Source organism: Vibrio sp. 1874 (genome assembly GCF_033344395.1).
Lineage (GTDB): Bacteria > Pseudomonadota > Gammaproteobacteria > Enterobacterales > Vibrionaceae > Vibrio > Vibrio alginolyticus.
On record NZ_JAWPOR010000004.1, the window covers coordinates 1 to 15,651 of the forward strand.

The following is a 15,651-nucleotide window of genomic DNA, read 5'->3' on the forward strand; positions in this document are numbered from 1 at the left end:
GAAACGACGGCAATGACCAAATCACAAATTCTATCGCAAGCGTCAAGCTCAATCCTTGCGCAAGCGAAACAAGCGCCAAACTCAGCGCTAAGTCTGCTAGGTTAATTTCAAACCTAAGACGAGAACCTCATTGGCTCGTGGTGAGAGATGAGCGAGTAAACCCAGCTTCGGCTGGGTTTTTTTCTGTCTTTTGGGGCCCCAGGATTTCTGCGAATCACGACATTAGAGCTTCATCACATTTCAGTAAGCCAAAGAAAATAATCGCAAAAAATTGAAAATTTCTTCTAAAGGATATTCATCGGTCGCCGTTAAAGGGACTGAGAGAAATGAGATGTACCTAAGTGAGGTGAGAGACACGACGGTACATTCACTAAAGCCTTAAGGAGAACAATTATGGCGATTAACGTTAATACTAACGTTTCTGCGATGACTGCACAGCGTTACCTAAACCAGGCAGCTGACGGTCAACAAAAATCAATGGAGCGTTTGTCTTCGGGTTATAAAATCAATAGCGCGAAAGACGATGCTGCAGGTCTACAGATTTCAAACCGTTTGAATGCACAAAGCCGTGGCCTAGATATGGCAGTGAAAAACGCAAACGACGGTATTTCTATTGCACAGGTTGCTGAAGGTGCAATGAATGAATCTACCAACATCCTACAACGTATGCGTGATCTTTCGCTTCAATCGGCGAACGGCTCTAACTCAAAAGCAGAACGTGTAGCGATCCAAGAAGAAGTAACAGCGCTAAACGACGAGCTAAACCGTATTGCTGAAACTACCTCTTTCGGTGGTAACAAGCTTCTAAACGGTACTTACGGTACTCAATCTTTCCAAATCGGTGCGGACTCAGGTGAAGCAGTGATGCTTTCTATGGGTAACCTACGCTCAGACACTTCAGCAATGGGTGGTAAGAGCTACGCAGCAGAAGAGGGTAAAGACGCATCTTGGACTGTTGGTGAGAAAACAGAGTTCAAAATGAGCTACACCAACAAGCAGGGTGAAGAGAAAGAGCTATCAATCAGCGCTAAGCAAGGCGATGATATTGAGCAGCTAGCGACATACATCAACGGTCAAAACGATGATGTAAAAGCCTCTGTTGGCGAAGATGGCAAACTACAAGTATTTGCTTCTTCTCAAAAAGTTGAAGGTGATGTTGAGTTTTCTGGCAACCTAGCAGACGAGATCGGCTTTGGTGGCCCGAAAGACGTAACAGTGAAAGACATCGATGTAACCACAGTAGCTGGCTCTCAAGAAGCAGTAGCGGTTATCGACGGTGCTCTTAAGTCCGTAGACAGCCAACGAGCTTCACTCGGTGCTTTCCAAAACCGCTTCAACCACGCAATCAGCAACCTAGACAACATTAACGAGAACGTTAACGCGTCTAAAAGCCGTATTAAAGATACTGATTACGCGAAGGAAACCACTGCGATGACTAAGTCGCAAATTCTTCAGCAAGCAAGTACTTCAATCCTGGCTCAAGCGAAGCAGTCTCCATCTGCAGCGCTAAGCTTGTTGGGCTAAGTGGTAAACCCAGCCTGAGGTCAACACCTTAGAGCTGGGGCACCAAAGCGATAGATTCTATCGTTAGCCCATAAGGTGGAAGGGAGATTGTAATGGATATATCCTCCTACGCATCGAACATCCAGCCTTACGGCACGCCAAATGGCACAAAGTTTGCAAATAAAAATGGCAATGATATAGGCACGTCTAGCCCAGCAAATTCAAATGGTGAGATTTCGCCGCAAAAAGCGAAAAACACCGAATACGACTTCTCTGTTCAAGCTGCGATCGAGATGGCTGAAAGCCGTCAAGAACTGAACAAAGAAGAACGTGAAAAATTGGTCGCACAAATGAATGAATTTGTAACGTCCATAAACAAAGGAGTCGCATTTCGAGTGGATGAAGAATCCGGACGAGATGTGGTGACGATTTATGAAGCCAATACCGGTGACGTGATTCGTCAAATTCCTGATGAAGAAATGCTAGTGGTATTGCGTCGCCTAGCTGAGCACACAGCCAACAGCGGGTTGTTGACTGAAAAAGTGTAAGTCGTTTTTAGAGGTGATTTGATGAGTTTAGGCCCTTTGGGGATGTCTGGCGGCATGGATATTAATTCCATGGTCAGCAAAATTGTGGATGCCGAACGCGTACCAAAGCAGCAACGCATCGACAACGAACGCACGACAATTAATGCCAGTATCAGTGCTTACGGGCGACTCAGAGAATCATTGGATACGATGAAAAATCTCATGGCGAACTTTCGTCAGGAGAAAGCATTTGCCGTTCGCACTGTCGAAACGACCAATGACAATATCGTATCTGCCACGGCAACCACAGATGCTATCGCTGGCAAATATGCTATCGATGTGTTGCAGCTTGCTCAGAGCCATAAAGTCGCTTCTGACGTATTGCCAGAAGACGCAAAATTTGGCCCTGGTAAGCTGCAGATTTCGCTTGGTGATGAGCGTTTTAATATCGATGTTCGTTCCCGATCTAAGCTCATCGATGTCGTACGTGGCATCAATGGCGCTAAAGATAACCCTGGCGTTCGTGCATCTCTTATTAACGACGTCGAAGGTCCACGCCTTATCCTTGCTTCTAACCTCTCTGGTAAGGATCATCAAATCAGAGTCAGTGTGGAGGCAGAAAAAGGCAACCCTCTTAAATATTTCGAATACCAAACACTTGAAGACCGCGTCAACGCGCTTGAAGAAGCTCGTTCAGCGGCGGAAGATGTCTTAGGTCCTCTTAAATTTCCGGAACAACCAGCAGAAGAGCTGGATGCAAACGGCAATCCTCTACCTCCAGAAGAGCAAAAAGCGGCAGACGATGTACAAGATGATGCATCGCAAGCGCCAATCTCTGCGGCGGGTGCAGAAGCAGCCAAAGCTGGTCAAGAAGCCATTGATGAAGCCAACCGACGCGCGAGTTTACGCCCTGAAGACAGAATTCCAGGGTGGACAGAAACTGCGTCAGGTACTTTGTTGGACTCTTATGAAGAACCAGAGCTCGAACTCGACGAAAAGGCAATCGAGAAGGCACCAGATGTACCAGGCTGGAATAATGCCGCATCGGGCACCCTAACCGATTCTTACGTTACGACGAAAGAGGCTAAGCAGCTTCTTGAGCAAGAAAAAGCGGAAATCGAGCAAAAAATTGCGAGTGAAAAGCAAGCGTTAGACGAAAAAGTGGCACGTGGTGAACTTTCCGAAGCGCAAGCTAAGCAAATTCATCGCGCTAAACTTGATCCTCAAGAACGTGAGCGTCTGGAAAAAATTGATGAAGCAGAAGCGAAAATCGCAAAGGCACAATCTGCTTTTGAAGAATACCTTGGAATGACAGAAGTACAAGCAGGGCAAGATTCAGAAGTTCTGCTTGATGGCGTGGCAAAGCTATCTAGCCACAACAATGTGATTGAAGATGCGATCGAAGGTGTTGATTTAACACTAAAAGGCAAATCAGAACCGAATAAACCGCCTGCTGAAATTGGTGTCGAGTACGACCGTCAAAGTGTACGCAACGATATCGAAAACTTTGTGGCAGCGTATAACTCGTTTTATCAAACCTCCCAAGCGTTGGCGAGTGTGGATCCGGTAACTGGTCAAAAAGGGCCGTTGTCAGGTGACAGCACCGTACGCAGTGCAGATTCACGATTAAAATCGGTTTTTTCTACTCGAATCGATAAAGCACCTGAAAACCTAAAGTCCTTAACAGAATTTGGCATTACGACCACACGTCAAGGCACACTAGAAATCAACTATGACATGCTAGACCGCCAGTTGAACAATAACTTCAACGAGTTAGAAAAGTTCTTCGGTGGCAACACAGGTTTTGCTAAACGAGTAGAAGATGCGATTCACGGTATCACAGGTATTACAGGCAGTATTCGTACTCGAGAAAAAAGTCTCACAGAACAAAATTACCGTTTGAGTGACGATCAAGCGGCATTAGATCGCCGCATGGAAAGCCTAGAGAAGCGTACTCATGCGAAGTTTACCGCGATGCAAGATGCGACCGGTAAAATGCAAGGCCAGTTAGGCGCTTTGATGAGTGCGTTGGGTTAATAAATGCAAAAAGAACTCATGGAAATTAGTGATATAGATCAACTAATTACGCAAGAATTAGAAAAAATTGATTTTAATGCTGAAGAAATTCTTCGCTTGGTCGATATCAGGGAACGGTTATTGCAAAACCTGTTACCAATTATTCATCAAAATCCTTTGGTTAGGCAGGATGCAGAGTGGCAAGCATTGCTAACTCGTACCAAAAGAATTGTCGAGCTGATGCAATCGGAAACGTCAAAGGTCGGAAAAGAGCTCCATAAGTTTCGTTATGGCCAGCGTTCACTTCAGCAGTACAAAAAATTTATTTAAAAGAGGATTACTATGCGCGGTTCTTTGCAAGCATACAAAAAGGTATCAGTCGACAGCCAGCTTAGCGCGGCTTCTCCGCACAAAGTCATTCAAATGCTTATGGCTGGTGCGATTGAGCGCCTTATTCAAGGTAAAGCAGCCATGCAAGCAGGCAATATTCCAGCAAAAGGTGAGCGCTTGGGTAAAGCGTTAGACATCATTATCGCGCTACGCAGCTGTCTATCTATGGATGACGGTGGTGATATTGCTTCAAACTTAGATTCACTGTATGAGTTTATGATCACGCAAATTTCTGCTGCTAACCATCAAAATGAGCCTCAGCTGATCGACGACGTTATCGATATTATCCGTGAGATCAAGTCCGCTTGGGACCAAATCCCAACAGAGTTTCATAATCTTACCGCTGCTGAAGTTGGTATTTAATAGTCAAAACAATGCGTTAAGATACTAGACGAATATATTTGTCAATTGCGCAACGAGTTGTGTAGCAAAGTTTCTATCAAGCTCACACCTCTCCATTGCTTGGTTGCCTTATTTTTATATTCAAATAAAATAGAAGCCATTAGTAGCCCTAATGGCTTTTTTGTTGCTGATTTTCCTATTTTGTCTATCGTAAATTGAGTGTGGTGGTTCTGCCTTCTTTAGCACCCAATTGCGCAAATCAAGGTTTGGCCGCAACGCACCTAAAATAAAGGCAATCATTCTTACTTATGCATGGTTTGGCAAAGCTGCTTGTAATTGATGATGACGCATCAAGTCGTTTAAATTTAAGCAATATATTGGAATTTGTTGGAGAAAATTGCGAAGCGGTCAGTTCTGATCAGCTCAGCGATGTTGATTGGTCTAGCGTATGGTCGTGCTGTATTGTTGGTAATATTCCAGCAGGTCAAGCGGCGAGTACGGTTATCTCTCATTTAAACAGCGCTTACCACATCCCTCTTCTAGTCATGGGCCGTTTTCCTTTGCCTGTTGATGATCTTCCAAATTTTGTTGGTGAACTAGAGCTGCCGCTTAATTACCCACAGCTTAGTGAAGCGTTACGCCACTGCAAAGATTTTCTGGGGCGAAAAGGAGTGAATGTTGTTGCTAGTGCACGCAAAAACACGCTTTTTCGCAGCTTAGTTGGTCAAAGTAGAGGTATTCAAGAAGTTCGACACCTGATTGAGCAAGTATCAAACACAGAAGCAAACGTGTTGATCTTAGGTGAGTCCGGTACGGGTAAAGAAGTTGTTGCGCGTAACATCCACTATCATTCTTCATACCGCGATGGCGCATTTGTACCTATTAACTGTGGTGCAATACCGCCTGAGCTCCTAGAAAGCGAATTATTTGGTCACGAAAAAGGCGCGTTTACTGGTGCGTTAACTGCCCGTAAAGGTCGATTTGAGCTCGCAGACGGTGGCACGATCTTTCTTGATGAGATTGGCGATATGCCAATGTCGATGCAAGTAAAGTTGCTTCGTGTATTGCAAGAACGCTGCTTTGAACGTGTAGGTGGCAATAGTACCATCAAGGTAAATGTTCGAGTGGTGGCGGCGACACACCGTAATCTAGAAAATATGATTGAAGAAGGCACGTTCCGAGAAGACTTGTTCTATCGCCTGAACGTGTTTCCAATTGAGATGCCAGCGCTGAAAGAGCGCAAACAAGATATACCATTGCTGCTGCAAGAACTGATGACACGTTTAGAGGCGGAAGGCGGACAACCTATCTGCTTTACACCTCGTGCAATCAACTCACTTATGGAGCATCACTGGCCGGGCAACGTACGCGAGTTGGCTAATCTTGTTGAGCGAATGATTATTCTGTATCCAAATAGCTTGGTGGATGTAAACCATCTACCAACCAAATATCGCTACAGTGACATCCCAGAGTTCCAACCAGAGAGCAATCCATTTGTTTCGGTGGAAGAGCAAGAGCGTGACGTATTCCAAGATATCTTCTCTGAAGATTTTAGCTTTGAAGATCAAGACGACCTTGATCACAGCATGAACGCCCCGCAAGCGCTGCCACCGGAAGGGGTTAATTTGAAAGAGCTGCTGGCTGATTTAGAAGTTAATATGATCAGCCAAGCATTAGAAGCGCAGGGTGGCGTTGTAGCAAGAGCGGCCGACATGCTGGGTATGCGACGTACTACGCTGGTGGAAAAAATGCGTAAGTACAACTTACAGCGCTAGGTAAAGTGAAGTTTTAAGACGATATCTGAATAATCACTTGGGCTGGTTAACATCGCTTTTCTGGCATCCAAAACCGTTATCTCTGAGTGTCAACTTATTGTCGATGGCTTAACGTCCTGATAAATATAAAAAAAATAGCTTGGTACGCTAATTGCTTACCAAGCTATTTTAGTTTTAGCGGCGATATTTCGACAGGCAGTAATGGATAACAACACCAATCAATCCCATTTAGATTCCGTAGAGAATCAGGTTGAGCGCTACAAACAGGTGCTCGATGTGATGCCTGCTGGAGTGATTTTGCTCGATACGTACGGAGTAGTGCGTGAAGCAAATCCAGAAGCGCACCGAATTCTTGAGATTCCACTGGTTAACGAAAAATGGTTCAACGTTATCCAGGCGGTGTTTGACCCACGTGAAGATGATGGCCATGAAGTTTCCCTGCGGAATGGCCGTAAAGTTCGACTCGCCATCTCGGCGTCCACAACAGGTCAATTGATCCTGATTACCGATTTAACCGAAACCCGTTTACTTCAAGCTCGTGTCAGTGATTTACAGCGCTTATCGTCGTTAGGACGTATGGTTGCGTCGCTTGCTCACCAAGTAAGAACGCCGCTGTCGAGCGCTATGTTATATGCATCCAATTTGGGAGCGCCAAATCTTCCTCCAGCGACAAAAGATCGCTTCCAAACCAAATTAATGGATCGACTGCACGATTTGGAAAAGCAGGTTAATGATATGCTGCTTTTTGCTAAAGGTGGTGATAATAAAGTCATTAAGCCATTCACGATTGCCCAGTTGGTAGCGGAATATCAGCCGATGGTCGAAACCGCGCTAAAAAACAACAGTATTGATTACTGCCTAGAAGTGGAAGAAGAACAAACTGAGCTACTAGGCAATGCGAACGCCATTGCATCCGCATTAAGTAATCTGGTCATGAATGCGATTCAAATGTCTGGTAAAGAATCGCAAGTCGATATTTTTTTCCGCCCGGTAAATGGTGAGTTACGCATTTCTGTGCAAGACAGCGGACCGGGAGTGCCCGAAGAACTGCAAGCCAAAATCATGGAGCCATTTTTTACCACACGTTCTCAAGGAACTGGATTAGGGTTGGCAGTTGTTCAAATGGTTTGCCGTGCCCATGACGGTCGATTGGAACTTATTTCAGAGCAGGGTGATGGAGCCTGCTTCACCATGTGCATTCCGCTAGAGCGAGTGCAAACAGAAGCGCAATAAGCGGCTTTTGGTAATAACAATTTCTGGAGAATCATAATGGCGCAAAGCAAAGTGCTGATCGTAGAAGACGATGAAGGTCTTCGTGAAGCCCTAGTCGATACTCTGGCTCTGGCAGGGTATGAATGGTTGGAAGCGGACTGTGCTGAAGATGCACTGTTGAAGCTGAAATCGAATACGGTTGATATCGTCGTTTCTGATGTGCAAATGGCGGGTATGGGTGGCTTAGCTCTGCTCAAAAGCATCAAGCAGAATTGGCCTAACTTACCAGTATTGCTAATGACGGCGTACGCCAACATTGAAGATGCCGTGTCTGCAATGAAAGATGGCGCGATTGACTACATGGCGAAACCATTTGCACCAGAAGTGTTGCTAAATATGGTCAGTCGTTATGCACCGATAAAAAGTGATGACAACGGTGATGCTATCGTTGCTGATGAAAAAAGTCTGCGTCTACTTGCGTTGGCCGATAAAGTGGCACGTACAGATGCGAATGTTATGGTGCTAGGTCCTAGTGGCTCAGGTAAAGAAGTGATGTCGCGCTATATTCACAACGCGTCAAATCGTAAAAATGGTCCTTTTGTCGCAATTAACTGTGCTGCGATTCCTGACAATATGCTCGAAGCAACACTGTTTGGCTATGAAAAGGGCGCATTTACTGGTGCTGTTCAGGCATGCCCAGGAAAGTTTGAACAAGCGCAAGGTGGCACAATCTTACTTGATGAAATCAGCGAAATGGACCTGAACCTGCAAGCGAAGTTGTTGCGTGTTTTGCAAGAGCGAGAAGTAGAGCGCCTAGGCAGTCGCAAAAGCATCAAGTTAGATGTTCGTGTGTTAGCGACGAGTAACCGTGATCTTAAGCAATACGTGTCAGAAGGAAACTTCAGAGAGGACTTATATTACCGCCTGAATGTATTCCCAATTGCGTGGCCTGCACTTAAAGAACGTAAAGGCGATATTGCACCGCTTGCCAAGCATCTTGCTGAGCGTCATTGCAGCAAAATGGGCATGCCAGTGCCTCAATTCTCGACCGTTGCGTTAGAAAAACTATTGCAATACCCTTGGCCGGGTAATGTTCGTGAATTGGATAACGTGGTTCAACGAGCGCTGATATTAAGTGAAAATGGCGACATCGATGCAGAGCACATTTTGCTTGAGGGCGTAGATTGGCAAGATGCCAATAGCTTGCAACACGTGGTGCAAAACGCAGATATGGTCGTGCCCAATGTTAAGCCAGTTGCTCAAGCTGAGAGTGTCAGCCGCCCAGTAACTGGTGGAGAAGGCTTAGGCAGCGAGCTGCGCGATCAAGAATACGCCATTATTTTGGAGACTTTGGTTGAGTGTAATGGTCGACGCAAAGAAATGGCGGAGAAACTGGGTATAAGCCCTCGAACCTTGCGCTATAAGCTTGCCAAAATGCGTGATGCTGGTATAGATATCCCGAATTAACACAGACAACGGCCATAAGACAAAAAGTGTAAGTAAATTGATTGCCAATGTCTTATGGCACGTTAATTGCTGTGTCAATAATCAGTTTTGTTAATAGTCAATCTTTTGGCTTAGAGGTGCTAATGAAAATTGATGGTATTCAGGCAGAAATGCGCGCCATGATGGTAGAAGCAACCAATACGGCTCCTACTGCAAGTGGGGCGAAAGTTGGAGCGGATTTTAACGATCTCCTAACTAAAGCCATCAATAACGTGAACACACTTCAAAAAGCATCTGGTGATTTACAAACCCGTTTTGATCGTGGTGATGCCGATGTATCCCTTTCTGACGTTATGATCGCTCGTAACAAGTCTAGTGTCGCTTTTGATGCGACGGTTCAAATTCGCAATAAACTCGTTGAGGCATATAAAGACCTCATGAACATGCCAGTGTAATTTAGGTAATAAGTGTGGCAGACAAGTCTACAGATTTAACCGTCACTGAAGGCGGCTCAGATGGTGCACTGGTAGCAAGTTCCGATGTGGATGTGGAGAGTCAAAATCCAGATCTAGAGGAGCGCAGTGCGTCAAAATTCGATATGGCAGTGGGCGACCTCGATTTACTTCGTCAGGTTGTGCTTGTGCTGTCGATCTCCATCTGTGTTGCATTGATCGTGATGCTGTTCTTTTGGGTCAAAGAACCGGAGATGCGCCCACTTGGTGCGTATGAGACCGAAGAATTGATCCCCGTTCTGGATTATCTGGACCAGCAGAAAATCAATTATAAGCTTGATGGCAATACTGTTTCTGTTGAATCGAGTGAGTACAACTCGATCAAACTTGGCATGGTTCGTTCCGGCGTTAACCAAGCTACAGAAGCAGGCGATGATATTTTGCTGCAAGACATGGGTTTTGGTGTTTCACAACGTCTCGAGCAAGAGCGTCTCAAACTCAGTCGAGAGCGCCAATTGGCTCAAGCGATTGAAGAAATGAAGCAAGTTCGCAAAGCACGAGTGTTATTGGCACTGCCAAAGCACAGCGTGTTTGTGCGTCATAACCAAGAAGCGTCTGCGTCGGTATTTTTGACATTGTCGACAGGCACGAACCTTAAGCAACAAGAAGTCGATTCTATTGTCGACATGGTGGCTAGTGCCGTGCCGGGAATGAAAACTTCTCGAATTACCGTCACAGATCAGCATGGCCGCTTACTCAGCTCAGGCTCCCAAGATCCTGCTTCTGCAGCGCGACGTAAAGAACAAGAATTAGAACGCAGCCAAGAGCAAGCGCTGCGCGAAAAAATTGATTCCGTACTATTACCGATTTTAGGTTATGGCAACTATACGGCGCAGGTTGATATCCAAATGGATTTCAGTGCGGTTGAACAAACTCGCAAACGCTTTGATCCGAACACCCCTGCGACCCGCAGTGAGTACGCACTCGAAGATTACAATAACGGTAACATGGTAGCGGGTATTCCGGGTGCGTTGAGTAATCAGCCTCCAGCGGATGCCTCTATTCCGCAAGATGTGGCTCAAATGAAAGATGGTTCTGTCATGGGGCAGGGGTCAGTTCGTAAAGAGTCCACGCGTAACTTTGAGCTAGATACCACCATCAGCCACGAGCGAAAGCAGACCGGGACGGTGGCTCGTCAGACCGTTTCTGTTGCGATTAAAGACCGTCGTCAAGTTAACCCTGATACGGGTGAAGTGACTTATACCCCAATGTCCGAATCTGAAATCAATGCCATTCGCCAAGTATTAATTGGTACCGTTGGCTTTGATCAAGGTCGTGGCGATTTACTGAATGTATTGAGTGTAAAGTTTGCTGAGCCAGAGGCTGAGCAGCTAGAAGAACCACCAATTTGGGAGCACCCTAACTTCAGTGATTGGGTTCGTTGGTTCGCAAGTGCATTAGTGATTATTGTGGTTGTGTTGGTTCTGGTTCGCCCAGCAATGAAGAAATTGCTTAACCCTACCAGCGATGATGAAGACGAAATGTACGGACCAGACGGCTTGCCGATTGGTGCGGATGGTGAAACTAGCTTGATTGGCAGTGACATCGAAAGCAGCGAACTGTTCGAGTTTGGCTCAAGTATTGATTTGCCAAACCTTCATAAAGATGAAGATGTATTGAAAGCGGTTCGCGCTCTGGTTGCGAATGAACCTGAACTGGCTGCTCAAGTAGTGAAAAACTGGATGAATGACAATGGCTAACGATATCGTACCTCAAGATGACAACGCCGCGGGAATGCCAGTAGAGCTGGATGTTTCAACCATTACTGGCGAAGAAAAAGCGGCAATTTTGCTACTGAGCCTTAATGAACAAGATGCAGCTGGCATTATCCGTCACCTAGAACCAAAACAGGTTCAGCGTGTTGGTAGTGCGATGGCTCGCGCGAAGGATCTCAGCCAAGACAAGGTATCTGCTGTTCATCGTGCGTTTTTGGAGGATATCCAGAAATACACCAACATTGGTATGGGCAGCGAAGACTTTATGCGTAATGCACTGGTTGCCGCTCTTGGTGAAGACAAAGCCAACAACTTAGTTGACCAGATCCTACTTGGTACGGGCTCAAAAGGTTTGGATTCTTTGAAATGGATGGACCCACGCCAAGTGGCGAGCATTATTGTCAATGAACACCCACAGATTCAAACTATCGTATTGTCTTATTTAGAAGCAGACCAATCTGCAGAGATTTTGTCTCAGTTCCCTGAGCGCGTGCGTTTGGATCTGATGATGCGTATTGCCAACCTTGAAGAAGTTCAGCCATCAGCATTGGCAGAGCTGAACGAAATCATGGAGAAACAGTTCGCGGGTCAAGCGGGTGCACAAGCAGCCAAAATTGGCGGCCTGAAAGCAGCAGCGGAGATCATGAACTACCTAGACAACAACGTCGAAGGTTTGTTGATGGAACAAATTCGCGATCAGGACGAAGACATGGCGACGCAAATCCAAGACCTAATGTTTGTCTTCGAAAACTTAGTCGAAGTGGACGACCAAGGTATTCAGAAGTTGCTGCGTGACGTACCACAAGACGTGTTGCAAAAAGCACTCAAAGGTGCAGATGACTCGTTACGTGAGAAAGTCTTCAAGAATATGTCTAAACGTGCTGCTGATATGATGCGTGATGATATAGAAGCGATGCCGCCAGTACGAGTGGCAGATGTAGAAGCCGCTCAGAAAGAAATCTTAGCAATTGCCCGTCGAATGGCGGATGCTGGTGAGCTCATGTTGTCTGGCGGTGCTGACGAATTCTTATAATTTCTATTGCTTCGCAATTATCCTATTGCGGAGCACCCTCACTTCTTAATCGAACACACAATAGGTAACCCATGGCTGGCGATAGAAAACGTGGATTTATCCGTCCTGATGAAGATGATTCGATGATCGAACCTCAACGTTGGGGGCTGCCTGATTATGGCGAGCCTAAAGCCAAACAAGCAAAACAAACCGCGTTCAACTATGACCCGGGATGGGTGCCGAATTTTGATGAGCCTGAAGAAGAGCAGCCACTTGCGCTAACCGAAGAGCAAATTGAACTGATTAAGCAAGGTGCTTATCAAGAAGGCTTACATCAAGGTCAGGAAGCTGGCTTTAAGCAAGGTTACGACAAAGGTAAAGAAGAAGGGTTGCAAGCCGGCCATGCTGAAGGTCTCGAGCTCGGAAAAGCTGAAGGGGTAACTGCAGGGCAAGAATACATTCAGCAGCAAGTTGAAACTTTTATGAACTTGGCCAATCAGTTTGCTCAACCTTTGGAGTTGATGAATGCTCAGGTTGAAAAGCAGCTGGTGGATATGGTGCTCTGCTTAGTCAAAGAAGTGGTGCACGTTGAAGTACAAACCAACCCTCAAATTATTTTAGATACAGTGAAGCAGTCGGTCGAGGCGCTACCAATATCAGGCCACCCTATTACCTTGCACCTGAATCCAGAAGATGTCGCGATTATTCGTTCAGCTTATGGTGAAGAAGACCTTGATTGTCGCAACTGGACGTTAGTTGCTGAACCATCGCTCAATCGAGGTGACGTCCAGATTGAAGCCGGTGAATCAAGCATTAATTATCGCATGGAAGAACGCGTCAAAAGCGTATTGCACAGCTTTTGTGGCGCAAACCGTCATCAAGAGGGTGAGTAATCCATGCAAGCACTCGCTGACCGCTTAAAAAGCTACAAAGTTGAAGGCCTTACGACGCGCCCTGTCGCCTCTGGCAAACTGGTGCGTGTGGTTGGGTTAACGTTGGAAGCAACCGGCTGTCGCGCACCAATTGGCAGTTTATGCTTAGTGGAAACCATGTCAGGTCAGATGGAAGCCGAGGTTGTCGGCTTTTCAGGTGACAACCTATTTTTAATGCCAAGCGAACAAATTACGGGCATTTTACCTGGCGCGAGAGTCACCCCTTTAACCAGTGACGCTGGTTTGCCTGTCGGCATGGAGTTACTTGGGCGCGTGATAGACGGGGTTGGGAATCCACTTGATGGACTTGGCCCTTTGTATACCGATCACCGTGCCTCTTTTAATGCCGAGCCGATCAACCCGTTGGCTCGAAAACCAATTTCTGAACCGCTCGATGTTGGCCTAAAAGCCATCAATGGTTTGTTGACGGTTGGTAAAGGTCAGCGTATCGGTCTGTTTGCAGGTTCTGGTGTGGGTAAATCGGTCACGCTTGGCATGATGACGCGAGGCACCACCGCACAGGTTGTGGTCGTCGGCCTGATAGGTGAGCGTGGACGTGAAGTTAAAGAGTTCATCGAAGAGATCTTGGGTGAGGACGGTCGTCGCCGCTCAGTGGTGGTCGCGGCGCCTGCCGATGCTTCACCTCTAATGCGCTTAAAGGGGTGCCAAACGGCATTAACGATTGCTGAATACTTCCGGGACCAAGGGTTAGATGTTCTGCTATTGATGGACTCGTTGACTCGTTTTGCACAAGCACAGCGTGAAATCGCACTTTCTGTTGGTGAGCCGCCAGCGACGAAAGGCTACCCGCCTTCTGTATTTGCCAAGCTGCCAGCGCTGGTTGAGCGAGCGGGTAATGGAAGTGCCGAACAAGGCTCGATTACGGCGTTCTTTACCGTGTTGACCGAAGGGGATGATTTGCAAGATCCGATAGCGGACGCATCGCGAGCCATTCTTGATGGCCATATTGTACTTTCTCGTGAAATGGCGGATGCAGGCCATTATCCGGCGATTGATGTCGAGAAGTCGGTGAGCCGTGTTATGCCGCAAATCACGACCGAAGAGCACGTTCTGATGTCAAAAGCGGTGCGACAGGTCTTGTCTATTTGTCGCAAGAATCAAGATTTGGTCTCGATTGGAGCGTACAAACCGGGTACCGATCCTGCTATTGATGGCGCATTTACTTTGAAACCGAAGTTAGACGAATACTTGCGGCAGAGCATGAAAGAATCGGTGCCATACGATATGTGCGTCAATATGCTTAGAAACATTTTGGGTGGGTGATAGCGCATGAATAATGCGATGGAGTTTCTACTTGAGCAAACTAAGGATCGTGAAGACCAAGCTGTGCTTGCACTGAACAAAGCGCGTTCTGAACTCGAAGATTATTACCGTCAGGTTGAACAAATTGAAAAGTATCGGCTTGATTATTGCCAGCAACTCGTCGACCGTGGTCAGGCGGGCCTAACGGCAAGTCAATATGGGCACTTAAATCGATTCCTTACCCAGCTAGATGAAACTTTATCTAAGCAAAAGCAAGCAGAAAGTCATTTCAAAGAGCAGGTTGAAAACTGTAAAGAATATTGGTTAACCGTGCGTAAAGAACGCAAATCCTATGAGTGGATGATAGACAAACGCGAAAAAGAGAAACAACTTGCTGAAGCTAAGCGCGAACAAAAGCAAATGGACGAGTTTTCCACCTTACTTTACAGTCGAAAACCACATAGTTTCTAAAGGTTATCGGTTCGATATTGCATTACGGTGTTGCAGCTGACTACATTTCTACCGATTCAAGTAAGGTAACTTTGATTGAGTCTTGTTCAATTAACTCAAACACCTTCGGTCGAATCTCGCGAACCCACCACTCGTTGTATGTTTTTTCGTAGAGAGCCTGGCGTGCTTGTTCATTGTCGAACTCTCTAAGCCAAACAAAATAGTCATGTCCATCATCACCAGTGTGGACGTAAGTATTCAGTACACGCATGCCTTGTGAACGTTGATAGGGCAACAGTTCTTCCTTCATCCAACTTAGCCACTGTTCTGTTTTGCCTGCTTTGATTCTATATTGGCGTAATTCTGTGATCTTCAAAGTGATTCCTTAATTGTTAAGCCAAGTGTCTGTTTACGCTTATCGTTTTTCAAAGTCAATCAAGTAGCTGTACATCATGTTAGGAACCAGGTTCTCGGATAGTACTGTTGATGTTTGTTCCATAAACATGCCATCTATTAGCTTACCGAGAATTGACTCAATATTGTGGTGTGATTTTTG

At 46.1% G+C, this 15,651-nt stretch carries 16 protein-coding genes; 15 read left to right on the forward strand and 1 reads right to left on the reverse strand.

The window, feature by feature from the left end; translation table 11 throughout:
* The 15 genes from R8N46_RS09880 to fliJ form a co-directional block, all read left to right on the forward strand.
* Positions 1-105, forward strand: a 105-nt coding sequence (locus R8N46_RS09880; protein WP_254661342.1) for a flagellin, incomplete at its 5' end; no start/stop codon positions are given.
* A 288-nt stretch (positions 106-393) separates the two neighbouring features.
* Complete coding sequence (locus tag R8N46_RS09885; protein ID WP_005380449.1) at positions 394-1,524, forward strand: flagellin; 1,131 nt, start codon at positions 394-396, stop codon at positions 1,522-1,524.
* 92 nt (positions 1,525-1,616) lie between these two features.
* Positions 1,617-2,051 carry a flagellar protein FlaG gene (gene flaG, locus R8N46_RS09890; RefSeq protein WP_005384493.1) on the forward strand — a complete coding sequence of 145 codons (435 nt, stop codon included), beginning with the start codon at positions 1,617-1,619 and terminating at the stop codon, positions 2,049-2,051.
* 21 nt (positions 2,052-2,072) lie between these two features.
* Positions 2,073-4,067, forward strand: coding sequence for a flagellar filament capping protein FliD (fliD, locus tag R8N46_RS09895; protein ID WP_047102855.1), 1,995 nt, complete (start codon positions 2,073-2,075; stop codon positions 4,065-4,067).
* Positions 4,068-4,070: 3 nt separating this feature from the next.
* Entirely contained in the window at positions 4,071-4,376 is a 306-nt protein-coding gene (locus R8N46_RS09900; protein ID WP_206949749.1) for a flagellar protein FliT, read from the forward strand.
* Between the two features lie 12 nt (positions 4,377-4,388).
* Complete coding sequence (fliS, locus tag R8N46_RS09905; RefSeq protein WP_005380457.1) at positions 4,389-4,799, forward strand: flagellar export chaperone FliS; 411 nt, start codon at positions 4,389-4,391, stop codon at positions 4,797-4,799.
* Positions 4,800-5,086: 287 nt separating this feature from the next.
* Positions 5,087-6,553 carry a sigma-54 dependent transcriptional regulator gene (locus R8N46_RS09910; RefSeq protein ID WP_054575511.1) on the forward strand — a complete coding sequence of 489 codons (1,467 nt, stop codon included), beginning with the start codon at positions 5,087-5,089 and terminating at the stop codon, positions 6,551-6,553.
* A gap of 201 nt (positions 6,554-6,754) precedes the next feature.
* Positions 6,755-7,786, forward strand: a complete 1,032-nt coding sequence (locus R8N46_RS09915) for a sensor histidine kinase (protein WP_005380459.1) — start codon at positions 6,755-6,757, stop codon at positions 7,784-7,786.
* A gap of 36 nt (positions 7,787-7,822) precedes the next feature.
* Positions 7,823-9,232 (forward strand): sigma-54-dependent transcriptional regulator, encoded by a 1,410-nt coding sequence (locus R8N46_RS09920; protein ID WP_005394318.1) that lies wholly within the window; start codon positions 7,823-7,825, stop codon positions 9,230-9,232.
* 122 nt (positions 9,233-9,354) lie between these two features.
* The gene (gene fliE / locus R8N46_RS09925; RefSeq protein ID WP_005384482.1) at positions 9,355-9,666 is read left to right on the forward strand and encodes a flagellar hook-basal body complex protein FliE; all 312 of its coding nucleotides are present in this window, start codon (positions 9,355-9,357) and stop codon (positions 9,664-9,666) included.
* A gap of 14 nt (positions 9,667-9,680) precedes the next feature.
* Positions 9,681-11,423 carry a flagellar basal-body MS-ring/collar protein FliF gene (gene fliF / locus R8N46_RS09930; RefSeq protein WP_005380462.1) on the forward strand — a complete coding sequence of 581 codons (1,743 nt, stop codon included), beginning with the start codon at positions 9,681-9,683 and terminating at the stop codon, positions 11,421-11,423.
* A complete protein-coding gene (gene fliG / locus R8N46_RS09935; protein WP_005380470.1) occupies positions 11,416-12,471 on the forward strand; it encodes a flagellar motor switch protein FliG in 1,056 nt (351 codons plus the stop codon). Before fliF ends, fliG begins: the two co-directional genes overlap by 8 nt.
* Before the next feature lie 71 nt (positions 12,472-12,542).
* Positions 12,543-13,343, forward strand: a complete 801-nt coding sequence (fliH, locus tag R8N46_RS09940) for a flagellar assembly protein FliH (protein WP_005380472.1) — start codon at positions 12,543-12,545, stop codon at positions 13,341-13,343.
* A gap of 3 nt (positions 13,344-13,346) precedes the next feature.
* Positions 13,347-14,666 carry a flagellar protein export ATPase FliI gene (gene fliI, locus R8N46_RS09945; RefSeq protein ID WP_213901782.1) on the forward strand — a complete coding sequence of 440 codons (1,320 nt, stop codon included), beginning with the start codon at positions 13,347-13,349 and terminating at the stop codon, positions 14,664-14,666.
* A 6-nt stretch (positions 14,667-14,672) separates the two neighbouring features.
* Entirely contained in the window at positions 14,673-15,116 is a 444-nt protein-coding gene (gene fliJ, locus R8N46_RS09950) for a flagellar export protein FliJ (RefSeq protein ID WP_054575510.1), read from the forward strand.
* Between the two features lie 40 nt (positions 15,117-15,156).
* On the opposite strand, the gene R8N46_RS09955 is transcribed toward fliJ, so the two are convergent.
* Positions 15,157-15,471, reverse strand: a complete 315-nt coding sequence (locus R8N46_RS09955; protein WP_017635953.1) for an NIPSNAP family protein — start codon at positions 15,469-15,471, stop codon at positions 15,157-15,159.
* Positions 15,472-15,651: the final 180 nt, after the last annotated feature.

Coding starts and splice junctions, on each gene's coding strand:
- R8N46_RS09910 (WP_054575511.1), top strand. CDS start 5,087: ATGCATGGTTTGGCAAAGCTGCTTGTAATTGATGATGACGCATCAAGT.
- fliJ (WP_054575510.1), top strand. CDS start 14,673: ATGAATAATGCGATGGAGTTTCTACTTGAGCAAACTAAGGATCGTGAA.
- R8N46_RS09915 (WP_005380459.1), top strand. CDS start 6,755: ATGGATAACAACACCAATCAATCCCATTTAGATTCCGTAGAGAATCAG.
- fliH (WP_005380472.1), top strand. CDS start 12,543: ATGGCTGGCGATAGAAAACGTGGATTTATCCGTCCTGATGAAGATGAT.
- R8N46_RS09885 (WP_005380449.1), top strand. CDS start 394: ATGGCGATTAACGTTAATACTAACGTTTCTGCGATGACTGCACAGCGT.
- fliD (WP_047102855.1), top strand. CDS start 2,073: ATGAGTTTAGGCCCTTTGGGGATGTCTGGCGGCATGGATATTAATTCC.
- fliS (WP_005380457.1), top strand. CDS start 4,389: ATGCGCGGTTCTTTGCAAGCATACAAAAAGGTATCAGTCGACAGCCAG.
- flaG (WP_005384493.1), top strand. CDS start 1,617: ATGGATATATCCTCCTACGCATCGAACATCCAGCCTTACGGCACGCCA.
- fliE (WP_005384482.1), top strand. CDS start 9,355: ATGAAAATTGATGGTATTCAGGCAGAAATGCGCGCCATGATGGTAGAA.
- fliI (WP_213901782.1), top strand. CDS start 13,347: ATGCAAGCACTCGCTGACCGCTTAAAAAGCTACAAAGTTGAAGGCCTT.
- fliG (WP_005380470.1), top strand. CDS start 11,416: ATGGCTAACGATATCGTACCTCAAGATGACAACGCCGCGGGAATGCCA.
- R8N46_RS09900 (WP_206949749.1), top strand. CDS start 4,071: ATGCAAAAAGAACTCATGGAAATTAGTGATATAGATCAACTAATTACG.
- R8N46_RS09920 (WP_005394318.1), top strand. CDS start 7,823: ATGGCGCAAAGCAAAGTGCTGATCGTAGAAGACGATGAAGGTCTTCGT.